The organism is Geomonas oryzae (genome assembly GCF_004117875.1).
GTDB classification, from domain to species: Bacteria; Desulfobacterota; Desulfuromonadia; order Geobacterales; family Geobacteraceae; genus Geomonas; species Geomonas oryzae.
On the sequence record NZ_RAHW01000001.1, the window covers coordinates 645,850 to 661,023 of the forward strand.

Sequence of the window (15,174 nt, forward strand, 5' to 3'; positions counted from 1 at the left end):
CCCGCTCCTTCCCTTGAAACGAAACGGTGGTAGCATATTAAACTTCGTTAAGACAGCCCGGCGCCGGCTCACATTGGTACGGCGAGTGCCGCCGGGCGCGGGTTTCCATATCTCGGGAAGGGGGACAGTTCACATGAGCGGAACCAGGAAAACGATGGACGGCAACACGGCGGCGGCGCACGTAGCCTACGCGCTGAGCGAGACGGCGGCAATTTACCCCATCACCCCTTCGTCGACGATGGGGGAAGTGGCGGACGAATGGGCCGCGCAGGGGCGCAGGAACATCTTCGGGCAGGTGCTGAACATCAAGGAGCTGCAGTCGGAGGCGGGCGCCGCCGGGGCCGTGCACGGCTCGCTCGCCGCGGGGGCCCTCACCACCACCTTCACCGCGTCCCAGGGGCTTTTGCTCATGCTCCCCAACATGTACAAGATCGCCGGCGAGCAGCTCCCCGGCGTGTTCCACGTCTCGGCGCGCGCCATTGCGACGCACGCTCTCTCCATCTTCGGCGACCACCAGGATGTCATGGCGGCCCGGCCGACCGGTTTCGCCATGCTCTGCTCCTCCTCGGTGCAGGAGGTGATGGACCTGGCCCTCGTGGCGCACTTAGCAGCCCTGGAGGGAAGCATCCCCTTCCTGCACTTTTTCGACGGCTTCCGTACCTCGCACGAGGTGCAGAAGATCGAGGTGATCCCCTACGAGGAGATGGCGCGCCTGGTGAACTACGAAAAGCTCGCCCTCTTCCGCAAGAAGGCGATGAACCCGGAGCACCCGGACCTGCGCGGCACGGCGCAGAACCCCGATATCTACTTCCAGGGCCGCGAGCGGGCAAACCCCTTCTACCAGGCCCTCCCCGAGATCGTCACCGCCACCATGGAACGGGTCGGACAGCTCACCGGGCGCCGTTACCGGCTCTTCGACTACGTGGGGCACGCCGAGGCGGACCGGGTCGTCATCACCATGGGTTCTTCCTGCGAGTGCGCCGAGGAGGTGGTGCGCCACCTGAACGGCTCGGGCGAGCGGGTGGGGCTTGTGAAGGTACGCCTGTACCGCCCCTTCGACGCCGGCGCGCTTCTTTCCGTCATCCCGGAAAGCGCTCGGAAGATCACCGTGCTCGACCGCACCAAGGAGCCAGGCGCCCAGGGGGACCCGCTCTACCAGGATGTCTGCACCGCTTTCATGGAGCGCGGCGGCAGCGTCCCCGAACTCTACGCCGGACGCTACGGCCTGGGCTCGAAGGAGTTCCGCCCGGTGCACGTGAAGGGCGTCTTCGACAACATGAACGGCAATCCCGGCAAGCGCCACTTCACCGTGGGCATCGAGGACGACGTGACAGGCTCCTCGCTCCCGGCACAGGGGACCCTCTCCACCACGCCGGAGGGGACCATCCAGTGCCGCTTCTGGGGGATGGGGGCCGACGGCACCGTCGGGGCGAACAAGGCGGCGATCAAGATCATCGGCGACAACACGGATCTCTACGTCCAGGCCTACTTCTCCTACGATTCGAAGAAATCCGGGGGGATCACCGTCTCGCACCTGCGCTTCGGCAAAAGCCCGATCCAGTCCACCTATCTCGTCGACGCGGCAGACTTCATCTCCTGCCAAAAGGCGCCGTACGTGCAGATCTACGACCTTTTGGAGGGGATCAAGGAGGGTGGGACCTTCCTGCTGAACTCTCCGTGGAACACGGTCGAGGCGATGAAGGAGCACCTGCCTGCGACGATGCGCCGGGCCATCGCGGCGAAGAAGATCCGGTTCTACAACGTCGACGCGATCAGCATCGCGCAGTCGGCCGGGCTTGGCGGACGCATCAACATGATCATGCAGACCGCCTTCTTCAAGCTGTCGGGGGTGCTCCCCTTCGAGCGGGCCGTGGAACTGCTGAAGGACTCCATCCGCAAGGAGTACGGCAGGAAGGGAGAGCAGGTGGTGGATATGAACCTCGCCGCGGTCGATCTGGCGGTGCAAAGCCTCGTTGAGGTCGGTTATCCCGACTCCTGGCGCGAAGCGGACGACGAGCGCGGCACGGACTTCCGTCTGCACCAGGAGATGCCGGGCTACATGCGCGACATGGTCTTCCCGATCCTGCGCCAAAAGGGTGACGAGCTGCCGGTCTCCTCCTTCACCCCGGACGGCGTCTTCCCCTTCTCCACCGCGCGCTACGAGAAGCGCGGCGTCGCGATCAACGTGCCGGAGTGGATCAAGGAGAACTGCATCCAGTGCAACCAATGCTCCTACATCTGCCCGCACGCAACGATCCGCCCCTTCCTCGCCACCGACGAGGAGATGGCCGGGGCGCCGGAAAGCTTCGAGACGATTCCCGCCCAGGCCCGCGAGGTGAAGGGGCACCGCTTCCGCATCCAGGTCTACACCATGGACTGCATGGGGTGCGGCAACTGCGCCGACATCTGCCCCGCCAAGGTTCCGGCCCTCGTCATGAAGCCGATCGACACCCAGTCCGCGGTGCAGGAGGAAAACCGCAAGTTCGCCGAGACCCTCGCGCCGAAGGGGCACCTGATGAAGCGCACCACGGTGCTCGGAAGCCAGTTTCAAAAGCCGCTTCTCGAGTTTTCCGGGGCCTGCTCCGGCTGCGGCGAAACGCCGTACGCGAGGATCATCACCCAGCTCTTCGGCGAGCGGATGATGATCGCCAACGCCACCGGCTGCAGCTCGATCTGGGGCGCCTCGGCACCGGTTTCCCCTTACTGCGCCAACGCCGACGGGCACGGCCCGGCCTGGAACAACTCGCTTTTCGAGGACGCCGCCGAGTTCGGTTTCGGCTACCACATGGCGGTCACGCAGAGAAGGGAGCTTCTGGCGGACCAGGTGCGCCACGCCGTGCAGAGCCTGCCGGAAGGGGAGTTGAGGGGCGAGCTCGAGGCATGGCTTGAGGGCATGATGGATCCGGAGCTCTCCCGGCGCCACGGCGACCGGCTGAGGGAGCTTTTGCCGCAAGCGGGCAACAACGAGCTTTTGCAGCAGATCGCCGGCTGCGCCGATCTCTTCACCAAGAAGTCGATCTGGATCTACGGCGGTGACGGCTGGGCCTACGACATAGGCTTTGGCGGCCTGGACCACGTGATCGCCGCGGGGGAGGACGTGAACCTGCTGGTCATGGACACGGAGCTCTACTCGAACACGGGGGGGCAGTGCTCCAAGGCGACCCAGTTGGGCGCCATCGCGCGCTTCGCCGCCGCCGGGAAGCGGACCTCGAAGAAGGACCTCGGGCGCATGGCGATGACCTACGGCTACGTCTACGTAGCCTCGGTCGCCATCGGGGCCGACAAGAACCAGACCATGAGGGCGATCGCCGAGGCGGAGGCGTACCCGGGGCCGTCGCTCATCATCGCCTACTCCACCTGCATCAACCAGGGGATCAGGAAGGGGATGGGGAAATCGATAGAGGAGAGCCAGCTGGCGGTCAAGTCCGGCTACTGGCCGCTTTACCGCTACAACCCGCTTTTGAAGCGGGAAGGGAAGAACCCGTTCATCCTGGAGTCCAAGAAGCCGGACGGCTCGCTCGCCGAGTTTCTCTCAGGGGAGGTCCGTTTCCAGGCACTCGAGAAGCAGAACCCGGAGGTGGCGAAGCTGTTGCGCGAACAGATGGAACAGGAGGCGCTGGAGCGCTTCCGCACGCTGCGCGACATGGCCGACTGGCAGCCCACCAAGGGGGACGTGCCGAAAGACGGGGGGAGAACTCACGACCGCGTCCCGGCCGCCGCGGGTGCCGTCGAGGAACCGTCGCCGGTCTGCGTGAGCGCCACCAGCGACCCGCGCTACAGCCGTCCCGGCGAGCCCGAGGAGGAGTGCGACGACGGCCGCGCGGGGATCGACAAGAAGATCGAGGAGTAGGCATCACGTCCCACCGACTGCCAAATCCCCCCTGCCCCCCCTTCGCAAAAGGGGGGACGCGAGGCCACCTGCGGCGCTTCGTGGATAAAATCTCGATGCTGCCGGCATTCCCCGAACCCCTAGGGGGACAGGCACCTGGCGGAGCCTGTCCCCTCCTTCTTCAGGGTGCTCGCGGCGAAGAGGACCGCCGCGGCAAGGCCTATCCAGCCGGCGGCGTAGAAGACGGAGGTAAGCCCGAATCGGCTCTGCAGCCACCCCCCGAAGAGCGGTCCCACCAGGAAACCGAGGTTCAACGCCGCATTGAAAATCCCGACGGCGAGCCCCGTCCCGTGACGTTCCCCCTGCTCGAGAAGAAGTGCGGTGCTGGCAGGCTGCGAAAGCACGCTGCAGAACCCGATCCCGCCACCCAGCATAAGCACCTGGTGGAACCCGTGTGCCGCGGGAATCATGAAGTAGAGCAGCGACACCGAGATGCCCCCCAGGAGCACCAGGGCCTTTCGTGAGCGGCAGTCGGACAGCCTGCCGACCGGGCGCAGCAGCGTCGTGATGACCAGGGTGCTGGAGGCGAGCACGAGACCGGTCTGGGTGCCGGTAAGCCCGAGCCTGGCGTTCAAGAGGATGGGAAGAAACCCCGCCAGAAGCGAGATGCCGCACCCCCTTCCGAAAATGAAGACGAGAAGCCCTCCCATGGCGCCGTGGCGCGCCACTTCGATGGCCGCGGGAAGCGTCAGTGAGGCCTTGTCTTTTCCGGACGAAGTCCCGCCGCACAGGGCGGAAGGGATGCACCGCAGCGCTACGGCGAGCGCCAGCAGGCACAAAAGGGCAAGGCTCGCGAAGATGCCGTAGAAGCCCCACAGGTCGTGCAGCACTCCCCCCAGGACCGGCCCCACCCCGATGGCAAGGTAGAAGGAAATGTCGAAGGTCCCGGCCGCCCGCCCCTCCCCCTTCGTACCGCTCGCCGCACCGAGCAGGGAGAGCATCACCGGGCGAAACATCGCGCAGGCAACCCCCTGGATCAGGCGCAGCGCCGTAATGAGCATCAGGTCGGAACTGAAAAGGTAGCCAAGGGATACCAGGAGGTACAGGGCGAGGCTGAAAGTTACGGCGGCCCTCGGGCCGAAGCGGTCCACGCAGGCGCCCATCACCGGGCTGAAGAGGATCTTCGAGAGTGAGAAAAGAAGCAGAGGCAGCCCCAGCAGGATGCCGCGCCCCCCGAGGCTGAAGAGGTAGGTGGAGAAGAAGGCGTCGGCGATGCCGAAGCCGAGGCTCGTTGCGAAGTTGATCAGAAACAGCGACTTGAAAAGTTTTCCGTTCTTCATGCCGGGTTCCCTGCGGCACGCCCTTTCGGGGGGCGCACCAGCCTGCGCCGAAGGCGGAGGCCTTGTACCTAAGTTGAGCGCCCTGCGGATACGGTCACGCAGGGCGCTCCTTTTCAAGCTGTCACCTTACTTGGCTGCCTTGACGAACTGCGCCGCGTTGGCACCGGCGATCCGGCCGAAGACGACCGTGTCGGTGATGGCGTTACCGCCCAGGCGGTTCCAGCCGTGCACCCCGCCGGTTACTTCGCCGGCAGCGTAGAAGCCGGTCAGCGGTTTCCCGTCCTTGCCGATCACCTGGGCCTCGGTGTTGATCTTCACGCCTCCCATGGTGTGATGGCGCCCCGGTTTCACCCAGATGGCGTAGTATTTCGGCCCGCTTACCGGCCTCGGGATATCCTGACGCTGGAACTCAGGGTCCTTCTTCGCGGCGAACGCCTTGTTGTAGTTCTCCACGGTAGCAGCTAACGCATCGGCGGGGACCCCCATCTTGGCCGCGAGGGCAGCAACGCTGTCGGCCTGCTGGACAAGCCCGAGCTCGATGTAGCCGTCGATCTGCACGTTACTCTTGCGGATTTCCTCGCCGAGCACCAAGAAGGCCGACTTCTCGGGCTGCGCCAGGATGGCCGCGGAGGCCTTGTCGCGGGTGGTCAGCTCGTTCACGAAGCGCTTGCCGGCATGGTTCACCAGGATCGCGCCGCTGCCGCGCACGGTCTCGGAGATGAGGACCTTGGTCTCTCCACCCATGGTCGGGTGGATCTGGATCTGCTCCATGTCGATGAGCTTCGCCCCTGCCTTTTCGGCGAGGAACATCCCTTCACCGGTTGCGCCGGGCTGATTCGAGGAGGCGGTTTCCTTGAACTGCGGCTTGTAGGAACCGACCAGCTCGTTGTTGGCGGCGAAACCGCCGGCCGTGTCGATCACCGCCTTGGACTTGATGGTATAGACGCCGCTGTGCTTGCCCTTCACCTGGACGCCGGTGACGCGCCCGTTGCCGTCGGAGAGGATCTGCACGACCTCGGAGTTCACCCTGACGTCGATGTTGCGCTTGGCTGCGTTCTCACGATACACCTTGATGAGATGCGGCCCTACCGCCGCGCCGCCTACCGGACGGTGGGTACGGTCCACGGCTACCCCGCCGGAACGGACCAGGTCGGTCATGTCGGCACCAAGCGAGACGAGGAAGTCGACCGCGTCGGCGGATTTGTAGGCGAGCACCTTCACGAGTTCCGGGTCGTTCTTCTCCCTTCCCCCCTTCATGGTCTCCTTCACCATCTCGGCCGGGTCGTCATGCATCCCGAGCCTCTCCTGGTAACGAGTCCTGGCCGCATTGATCCCGCCGGCCGCTAGCATGCTGTTGCCGCCGGTGATGGGCATCTTCTCCAGGAGGATCACCTTCGCCCCCGCGTCATGTGCGGTGATGGCCGCCACGTACCCGGAGCCACCCGCACCGATCACGACGACATCGGCGGATTCCGTCCGCACCGACTTCTGGTCCTTCGCCCCCTTGGAGGTTTCCTGCACCCACTTCTTGTCCGTCGACTCCTTTTCCGTGCCCATCGCCGGGATCTTCATGGCGAAGCTGTGGCAGTAGTTACAGTACGCCTTGGAGGCGACGTGCCCCTTGTGGCAGGCGGTGCAGTTGGTTTCGCCGAGGTGCGACCTGTGCGGGTTGATGTGCTCCTTCGTTTTCGCCGCCAGATCGGCAAAGCCGCCGTGGCACCCCTTGCAGTTCTTGTTGAGCGCGGTCTCGTTGTCATCGACCGCGATCGATTTCCCGTGGCAATCGGCACAGGTCACGTTGTTTTTCTTGTGAATCCCCGAAAGAAACGCGCTCTTGGAGGAGTCCGCTCCCCACCCCAGCGAGGCCCCGACCAGCAGGGCTGCCGACATCATCAGCGCCAGTACGATTTTTTTGTTTCTCATTTTTTCTCTCCTGTAACTTCGTCGTCAACGCCGCCCTAGAAGAGCAGCTGCACCTGGGCGCGCGCCATGAGGTCGTCCGTCTTGTCCTTGTAGGTGTGGCGGTTGCCGACGTCGCCCTGGATCTTCAGGTTGTTGCCGTAGAGGAAGTAGTTGACCGCTCCCTGGATTTCGGAGATGGAGTCGTTGGAAATGTTGCGGTTCGGGTCCATCCAGGCGTAGCGGACGGCAAGCTCAAGACGCTTCGGGATCACGAAGTAGCCGGCCTGCAGGTAACCGCCCCTGGCGATCAGCTCCTTGTCCGAGATCTCGCCCACCGCCTTGCCCCAGAAGTACTCGCCCTGCATCGAGGCGCCCAGCCACTTGCACGCGAAATCCGCTTCCCAGGAGTCGATGCTGATGTCCTCGGCGGCCGCGGTCCCGAAGTATTTGCCCTTCACCGCCTTGCCGAGCCAGCCGTTGGTGTCGGTAACGAAGTTGGAATTGTTGTTGTCGATGGCCGAGGTCGCCGAGGTGCCGGTGCCGGAAACGGTCTTCTTCACGGTGTTCAGGTAGTAGCTGCTCCCAACCGAGACCAGGGGCTTGGCGGAATATTCGAGGTCCCCCTCGCCGTACTTCATGTCGCCAAGCGGGTTGACGGCAACCCTGAAGTTGTACGCGTTGTCGTTGGTCTTGTTCTTGGTGTTCTGGCCGGCGCCGCCGAACAGGCCCGCGTCGTACTTGACCACGCCGGACCAGAGGTCGCCGTGCAGGTTGATGCCGGTATCGTACCCCTGCATGAAGGCGTTCCTTACGAAGGAGCCGTCCACGAACTGCTGCGCGGTGTTGGAGGTGATCCACTGCCTGGAGTACTGGATCTTCTCCTGTCCCAGCATGATCTGAAGCTCGTCGGCGACGCGGTACTTCATGTTCACCTCTTCCATCGCCTTGGAATTCTCCTTCACCACGTTGGCCCAGTTGTACGTCGCCTTGTAGGTGAGGTCCTTGGTGAACGCGTAGCCGCTCAGGAGGGTCTTGACGCGCCGCAGGTTGAACTGGCTCACGTCCTGTTTGCTCGCGAGATCGTAGTCGTCGAATTCATACTGCGCCTGGATCTGCCCGCCGATCTGCAACTGGAACTTCTGGTCCGGCGAGGTGAGCACGAACCCTTTGCCGAGTTTGTAGTCGAAAGGGTTGGCTTTGGATGCTTCCTTGTACTCCGCCTCAGTAATGACACCTTTTTCCTTCAGGATGTCTTCAAGGCTCTTAGCCTGGACATCGTGCCCTGCAGCCATCACCGCCAGAAAACCTGCCATTACCACCGCCGTCTGCTGTTTCATGATCCTCTCCTTCAGAGTGTTGGGACGCGAGGCCCCGTGATTGCTTTTGGTCTTACCTAGAGCAGGATCGATACCAAAGTTTGTCGAAGGAGATAAGCAGCCTGTTTCGTTAGGTTTTTCGGTGCAGCTGAGCTTGAAGCAGGCTGCATCCGCTATAGCCGCAGGCTATTGGAGTTTTGAGGCGGGTTTTAAAACCATCGGGGATTCGGCAGGTTAGGCAGGTATTGCCGGAATCTATAGCTATAGACTCCGGCAATAGGGGTTCAGCCGCGGGCCAGTTTCAGGCGCTTCCAGAGGGAGGGTTGGGATATGCCGAGCAGCCTGGCAGCCAGCGTCTGGTTGCCGCCGGCGCGGTCCATCGCCTCCTCGAGGAGGTAGTTCGCGGCGTTGGCGAAGGTGGGGAGAGGCTCGAAACCGGCAAAGGGATTCTGGTCCGGCACCCGCTCGGAAACGCCTCCCCCGGCGCTGATCGCTTTCACGAAGCTCTCCATGGAGAGCATGCGCTCCTTATGGGTGCTGACGGCATCGAAGACCATCGCTTTCAGCTCTCTCACGTTCCCCGGGAAGCTGTAGGTGGAGAGAAGCTGCACGAGGCCGGGGGGAGGAGTCGGCTTTTTCTTACCCAGCATGCCGGCCGCCTCCTCGAGGAACAGGTCGAGCAGGTACGGGATGTCCCCCTTGCGGCTTCTCAGCGGCGGCACCTCGACGTGATGGGTGCGCAGCCGGTAGAACAGGTCGCACCGGAAGGTTCCCTGCGCCACCTTTGCTTCGAGGTTCTGATGCGTCGCCACCACGATGCGCGCCTTGAGGCGCCTGGGCTGGTCGCTGCCGAGCGCGAAATATTCCCCCTCCTGCAAGAGCCGCAACAGTTTCACCTGCGAGGCGATGCTCAGGTCCCCGATTTCATCGAGGAAAAGGGTGCCGTTGGCGGCCGCCTCGATCATGCCGCGGCGCACCCCTTCCGCGCCGGTGAAGGCACCGCGTACGTGCCCGAAAAGGGTGTCGGAGAAGACGGTATCGTCGAGCCCCGCGACGTTCACGGCGACGAGTTCGCCCCGGCAGCCGCTCAGCCGGTGCGTCGCCTGGGCGAGGAGTTCCTTCCCCGAGCCGCTCTCGCCGGTGATCAGGAGGGGAAGCGGACTTACCGCCACCGCCTCGATGTAGGCGAAAATCGCCTGCATGGCGCGGTCGGCGGTGCAGATGGCGGAAAAGGCCTCCGGGTGCTGCAGCTCGCACGAGACGAAGCGCCGGGTCATCTCCTTGTTGTCGCGCTGCAGCTCCAGGTGTTTGATGGCGCGCTGTACGCCGCAGACGATGCGCTCTTCGTCATCGGTCTTAACGTAGTAGTCGTAGGCGCCGAGCTTCATGCAGTTGACGACCTTCCCTACCTGGTTCAGCCCGCTGACCACGATGACCGCCACACCCGGATGGCTCTCCGCGATCCGGACCAGGAGGTCTTCGCCGGAGACGTGGGGCATGGTGAGGTCGAGCAGCACGAGGCCTACCTCCCCCTGCGCCATGATATCCATGACCTTCCGGCTGTCGCTGCAAAGCTCCACGTTGGTGATGCCGCAGCTGCTCTCGAGCGCCAGCGACAGCGAGCGCAGCCAGGCCGGTTCGTCGTCCACCAGGAGGACCCTGAAAGACGGGTAGAGCTCACTGTCCATTTTTTCTCCCTGCCACTGCGGCCGGCAAGGCGAGGGTGACCGTGGTCCCCTCTCCCAGGCCGGACTCGAAGACGATTTCGCCGCCGTGGTCCTTGATGATGTTGGCGGATATGGAGAGCCCGAGTCCGGTCCCCCCGCTCTCGCGCTTGGTGGTGAAGAAAGGGTCCGTCAGGTGCTTCAGGTGCTCCGGCGAAATCCCGGCACCCTCGTCATGCACGGACAGCATCACCCTGCCGGTCGCGGCGTCATGCCAGGTCCGCAAGGCTATCGCTTTGCTCGGGTCGGTGAGGGCCTGCCCCGCATTCATGACGAGGTTCACCACCACCTGCTCCAACCGCTGCTCGTTGCCGAATACCGGGGGGAGCCCGTCCTCATACGATGCGGTGAAATCGCTGGTGAACTTGCGCGTCGCCACGTCCACGAGGCGTACCGCCGTCCGCACCACATGGTTGAAATCGAGCATCTCCTTGCGGGCCTCGTCGTCCTTCCTCGCGAAGTTCTTGAGATCCTCCACCGTTTTCTTGATGCGCTGGGCGCCGTCCTGGATCTCGTCCAGCATGAGCGGCACCTCCTTGCGCACCCTCTGGTACCGGATCCCTCCGAGGGCGAAGTCACCTTCTTCCTCCTGGTAACGGTCCAGGATCCGCTCCGCGTCCCGGAATATCTTTTTCAGGGTGGGCATGTTCATCAGGATGATACCGGTGGGGTTGTTGATCTCATGGGCCACCCCGGAGACCAGGATGCCGAGCGCCGCCATCTTGTCGGCCTGCACCAGTTGCTGCTGGTTTCTCTGCAGCTCCGCCAGTGCGTTCGAGAGCGATTCGGTGCGCTGAGCCACCTGCCTGCGCAGCGAGTAGGACCAGAGCACGGTGCCGAGCAGGACGAGTGAAAGCGGTATGACGACCAGTGCCGCGTATTTGGCCACGACAAGCCATGAGGTGCGCTGCGGTTCGAGGACGCCGATCCACTTATCGTAGATCCGGTTGAACTCCCCGGTCTTCTTGAGGATGGAAAGCCCTTCGTTCATCTGGGCCACCAGTTCGGCGTTCCCCTTTTTGGCCGCGTAGCAGTAGTAGCGCTGCGGGGCGACGTTGGTGGCAACCGGTACCAGGTTTGCGAGCTTCTCTTCCCGGATGATGTACATCGCAGGGAGCAGGGCCACGATGGCGTAATCGCAGCGCCCGGCTGCCAGCTCTTGCAGGGTTTCACGCGGGCTGTCGGTCAGCACGAGGTCCGCGTCGAAATGCTTTTCATGCAGGTAGCCGTGCATGCCGCCGCCTCTGTGCACCAGCACCTTTTTCCCCCTGAGCTGTTCCAGGCTCTTGACCGCCGGCGTTCCTTTCCGGGCAAAGATGGCCTGCACGATGATGGAGTGCGGCGTAGAGAACTCGTACTCGCGGGCCCGCGCCTCGGAATAGGAGAGCCCTTCCAGGATGTCGATGTCGCCGCTGTCGAGCCCCTTGAGGATATTCCCGAAATCGTCTAGCTTGATCTCGACCTTCATCCCCATGACGCGGGCGATGGCCCTGGTGAGGTCGACGATGTAACCGGCCGGCTGGCCGTTTTTGTCCAGGAACTGATATGGAGGGTAGTTGCTGTTACCGCCAACGACGATGACACTCAGGTCGCGGCCCGCTACCGGCTCGGCTTGTACCTCCGATACGGTGAGGCTTATGGCAAGCAACAGCAAAAGGAATCTGGTAAGCATAGTGGGGCTCCTGGACGCAACATGCCGGTGTAATGCCAGGAAGGAGCACGGAAAACGAGGGAGTTCGCGGCACTTATAGCACCAGCGGCAAGCCCCCGTCAAAGCAAATATCCTTTCCCACCCTTCCGGCGCGCGCTCTCAGGCCGTTTCCCGGCAACATTCCCGCATTGATCGTGCGAGAAAATGGCATCTTTCCTTTAAAACCTGTTGACATATTGTTTTCTGAATGTTAGTTGTGCCGTGTGCATATACACAATATCGCCCGGAGGTAAGGATGAAGATCTGTTTCCCCGTCGAATGCAACGAAGGTCTTTCCAGCTCAGTTTTCGGCCATTTCGGCTCCGCTCCCGGGTTTCTCGTGGTGGACAGCAACACCGACGAATGCACCGCCATCAACAACGGTGACCGCGTGCATCAGCACGGCGCCTGCAACCCGGTGGCCGGGCTTGGCGGCCATGAAGTCGACGCGATCGTGGTAGGCGGGATCGGCGGCGGCGCACTGTACAAGCTGAACGCCGCAGGGATGCGCGTATTCCAGGCCCGTCCGGGAACGGTTGCCGAAAACATGGCCCTTTTCAAGGCGAACGAACTGCCGGAGTACCTTCCCGGCCACACCTGCGGCGGGCACGGTCACAGCCACGGCTGCTCGCACTGATCATGCCGCGTCCCCGCAAGCCGAGAACCTGTATCTGCCCGCACCGCGCAGGTTTCGCCGCTGTCTTCAAGCCTGCCGGCACGCCGCTCAAGGAGCTTGAACTTTTGCGGCTCGCCCACGACGAACTGGACGCCCTCCACCTGTGCGACGGGCAGGGGAAGACCCAGGAAGAGGCCGGAGAGTGCATGGGGATATCGCGCGGCACGGTGCAACGTCTGCTGGCCTCCGCCCGCGCCAAGGTGGCCGAAGCGCTGGTCCACCAGAAAGCACTCGCCATCGCCGGCGCCCCCGCAGAGTTGGCCCCCCTCCCCTGCGGAGACCTTTCCTAGAGGAGCATGCATGGAAGTGGTGGAGAGACTGGCTGAGGCGGCTCGGCGGCAGCATGAGGAGGCCGACCTCCCCGCGTCGCTTCTCAATGAGATCCTGGAGATCGCAAAAGGTCAGACGCCAGGTTGCGACGTGGCACTGATCGAGCTCCTGCTGGAGCAGGTCGAGGCGTTCGACAGCTATGCCGGGGCGGGATGTTTTGGTGACGCCGTGAGTGCCGCCACGATCCAGGCGACGCTTGACCGGGTGCGCGGAAAAGTTTGACCGGATCCCTCCCCGTCGCCGTACGGCGGGTCCGACATTTAAACCGTAATCCTGCAATTTGATGATATTTAATTTTCGAGGTGAGTCATGGCGTGTGAACTCGTCGAGTGCTGTCAGTTCTTCAAGGACAACATGAAGGACCTTCCCAAGGCGGCCGAGTACATCCAGAGCAAGCTCTGCTTTGGAGACTATAAAAGCTGCAACAGGTACCGGATCTACAAGGAAAGCGGCGGGGAAAACGTTCCTTTCGCGCTTTACCCCGACGACCAGGAAGCGGTCAGGAAGGTAAAGCAGTGCATGCTCAAGAAGCAGCACTGTCAGGAAGGGCCGGCGGACGACAAAGAAGAATGATGCAACACCACTGAAATGTTCCACATGGAGGGCACCGTGCTGGTCAAAGGAAAAGCCGCGTTCATCCTCGCCACAGCGCTTGCATTCGCCACGCTGGCCGGCTCCGCCATAGCCGCGTCACCGGTCTTCGACGTCGACCGCGAGTTCTACCCCTACTACCCCTCGCTCATCAAATGGAACAAGTCCACCCTCGATTTCACCCCGCCGAGCGTCTGCCAGGGTTGCCATGAGAAACAGTACAAGGAGTGGAGCGCGTCCGTGCATCAGCTCGCCTTTCAGGACCCGGTCTACCAGGGGGAGCTGAACAAGGCGGTGAAAGCGGTCGGCCACGAGATCTCGCGCCAGTGCGAGGGGTGCCACTCCCCCGCGGGCGTGGTCACCGGCGAGATAAAGGGTCCCGGCAACGCGGGGCTGAGCGAGATGGCGCTGGCCGGAGTCTCCTGCGACATCTGCCACTCGGTAAGCGGCGTAACGCACTGGCAGACGCCGTCCCACGAGCCCGAGAACGGCTCCTTCATCCTCACCCCCGGCGTGGAGACCAAGGACGGCCCCCGGTTCGTCAAGCGCGGCCCCTTCAAACCGAGCGAGGAGTGCGGCGGCGGCTTCCACGACTGCGCCGAGAGCTCGCTGCACCTGCAGGCCGACCTCTGCGCCTCCTGTCACCAGGTCTACCACTACGATGCGCACTTCCCGCTCGAGGCGACCTACCTGGAGTGGAAGCACGGGCCGTACGCCCAGAAAAACGTCCTCTGCCAGGACTGCCACATGGTCGACACCGCCTCTTTCAAGAAGGCGGCGGATCAGTTCGTGAAGCCCGACCGCAAGGAGTACCGTCATTACTTCAACGGCGCGAACTACCTGTTGAGCTACCTCGCCGCCGGCGCCGCGAAGAAGGCGGGAAACCAGGAGCAGGCCGATCTTTTCATGAAGCAGTACCAGATGGCCGTCGACCGGCTGAAGTCCGCCGCGGACATCGAGATCACCCCGAGCTACCAGAAAGGGGAGCTGAAAGAGCTGCAGGTCCGGGTAAGAAACGTGCGCGCCGGGCACAACCTCCCCACCTCGCTCACCAACGTGCGCCAGATGTGGCTTGAGATCGTGGCGAAGGACGAGGCGGGCAAGACCGTGCTGACGAGCGGCCAGGTCGGCCCGGAGGGGTCACTACCCTCCGATGCGCGGCTCTTCAACTCGGACGGCATGGGGGACAACTTCCATTTCGCCATCGACCCATGGGTGGTGACCTCGTTCTCGCGGCACGACACCATCCCTCCCCGGGGGTACAAGGACGTGTACTACGGCATTCCCGCCCTCAAAGGGGTCAAGAAGTTGAACGTCGAGGTGAAGCTGCGCTACCGGCAGGCGGACCAGAAAGTCGCCGAGGCGCTGCTGAAAGCGGTCCCCAAAGACATCGATCTCGAAAAGATTTACGGCCTTAAGGCCGTCCCACCGTTGCCGGTCGTCGACATGGCGCTGAAGAAGGCGTCGCTCTCCACCCGTCAGGCCAGCCGCTAATCCCTTCATCAACCTCTCCGTAAGTCTCTTGCCCCCGCACTCCGGGGGCTTTTTTTTGCGTTCATCAGGAAATTCCGGGGAGCAGGCGCCTTTAGTCCCCCTCCCCTTGCGGGAGGGGGTTAGGGGGTGGGGGAAGGTGCCATCATTTACGTACCTTGCGGCTTCACCCACCCCCCGGCCCCCTCCCGTCAAGGGAGGGGGAGGACTTAAGGGCGATTCTCCCGGAATTCCCTGAATAGCCTTCGCGAAGGGGGGAGCGCCAGGGCACCTGCGGCGCTTCAC

At 63.2% G+C, this 15,174-nt stretch carries 11 protein-coding genes; 6 read left to right on the forward strand and 5 right to left on the reverse strand.

All coding sequences use genetic code 11. From position 1 onward, the window contains the following. Positions 1–133 precede the first annotated feature (133 nt). Complete coding sequence (gene nifJ, locus D6Z24_RS02925; protein ID WP_129125035.1) at positions 134–3,850, forward strand: pyruvate:ferredoxin (flavodoxin) oxidoreductase; 3,717 nt, start codon at positions 134–136, stop codon at positions 3,848–3,850. A 119-nt stretch (positions 3,851–3,969) separates the two neighbouring features. Here the strand turns inward: nifJ and D6Z24_RS02930 are convergent, their stop codons facing one another. The 5 genes from D6Z24_RS02930 to D6Z24_RS02950 form a co-directional block, all read right to left on the reverse strand. Next, positions 3,970–5,169: an MFS transporter gene (locus tag D6Z24_RS02930; RefSeq protein WP_129125036.1), complete on the reverse strand. Its 1,200-nt coding sequence runs from the start codon at positions 5,167–5,169 to the stop codon at positions 3,970–3,972. A 126-nt stretch (positions 5,170–5,295) separates the two neighbouring features. Continuing rightward, on the reverse strand, positions 5,296–7,092 hold the full coding sequence (locus D6Z24_RS02935) for a flavocytochrome c (protein WP_129125037.1): 1,797 nt from the start codon (positions 7,090–7,092) through the stop codon (positions 5,296–5,298). Positions 7,093–7,127: 35 nt separating this feature from the next. Continuing rightward, positions 7,128–8,408 (reverse strand): porin, encoded by a 1,281-nt coding sequence (locus D6Z24_RS02940; RefSeq protein ID WP_129125038.1) that lies wholly within the window; start codon positions 8,406–8,408, stop codon positions 7,128–7,130. A gap of 263 nt (positions 8,409–8,671) precedes the next feature. Beyond that, complete coding sequence (locus D6Z24_RS02945) at positions 8,672–10,075, reverse strand: sigma-54-dependent transcriptional regulator (protein ID WP_129125039.1); 1,404 nt, start codon at positions 10,073–10,075, stop codon at positions 8,672–8,674. Continuing rightward, positions 10,065–11,783, reverse strand: a complete 1,719-nt coding sequence (locus D6Z24_RS02950) for a transporter substrate-binding domain-containing protein (protein ID WP_129125040.1) — start codon at positions 11,781–11,783, stop codon at positions 10,065–10,067. The genes D6Z24_RS02945 and D6Z24_RS02950 overlap by 11 nt, the downstream gene beginning before the upstream one ends. Positions 11,784–12,057: 274 nt before the next feature. Between D6Z24_RS02950 and D6Z24_RS02955 the strand changes: the two genes are divergently transcribed. The 5 genes from D6Z24_RS02955 (at position 12,058) to D6Z24_RS02975 (ending at position 14,892) form a co-directional block, all read left to right on the forward strand. Beyond that, positions 12,058–12,438 carry a NifB/NifX family molybdenum-iron cluster-binding protein gene (locus tag D6Z24_RS02955; RefSeq protein ID WP_129125041.1) on the forward strand — a complete coding sequence of 127 codons (381 nt, stop codon included), beginning with the start codon at positions 12,058–12,060 and terminating at the stop codon, positions 12,436–12,438. Between the two features lie 2 nt (positions 12,439–12,440). Beyond that, positions 12,441–12,767 carry a DUF134 domain-containing protein gene (locus D6Z24_RS02960; RefSeq protein WP_129125042.1) on the forward strand — a complete coding sequence of 109 codons (327 nt, stop codon included), beginning with the start codon at positions 12,441–12,443 and terminating at the stop codon, positions 12,765–12,767. A 16-nt stretch (positions 12,768–12,783) separates the two neighbouring features. Next, positions 12,784–13,029 (forward strand): GSU3529 family protein, encoded by a 246-nt coding sequence (locus D6Z24_RS02965; protein WP_129125043.1) that lies wholly within the window; start codon positions 12,784–12,786, stop codon positions 13,027–13,029. 87 nt (positions 13,030–13,116) lie between these two features. After that, positions 13,117–13,380, forward strand: a complete 264-nt coding sequence (locus D6Z24_RS02970; RefSeq protein ID WP_129125044.1) for a hypothetical protein — start codon at positions 13,117–13,119, stop codon at positions 13,378–13,380. A 36-nt stretch (positions 13,381–13,416) separates the two neighbouring features. Continuing rightward, positions 13,417–14,892, forward strand: a complete 1,476-nt coding sequence (locus tag D6Z24_RS02975; RefSeq protein ID WP_246014546.1) for a cytochrome c family protein — start codon at positions 13,417–13,419, stop codon at positions 14,890–14,892. Positions 14,893–15,174: the final 282 nt, after the last annotated feature.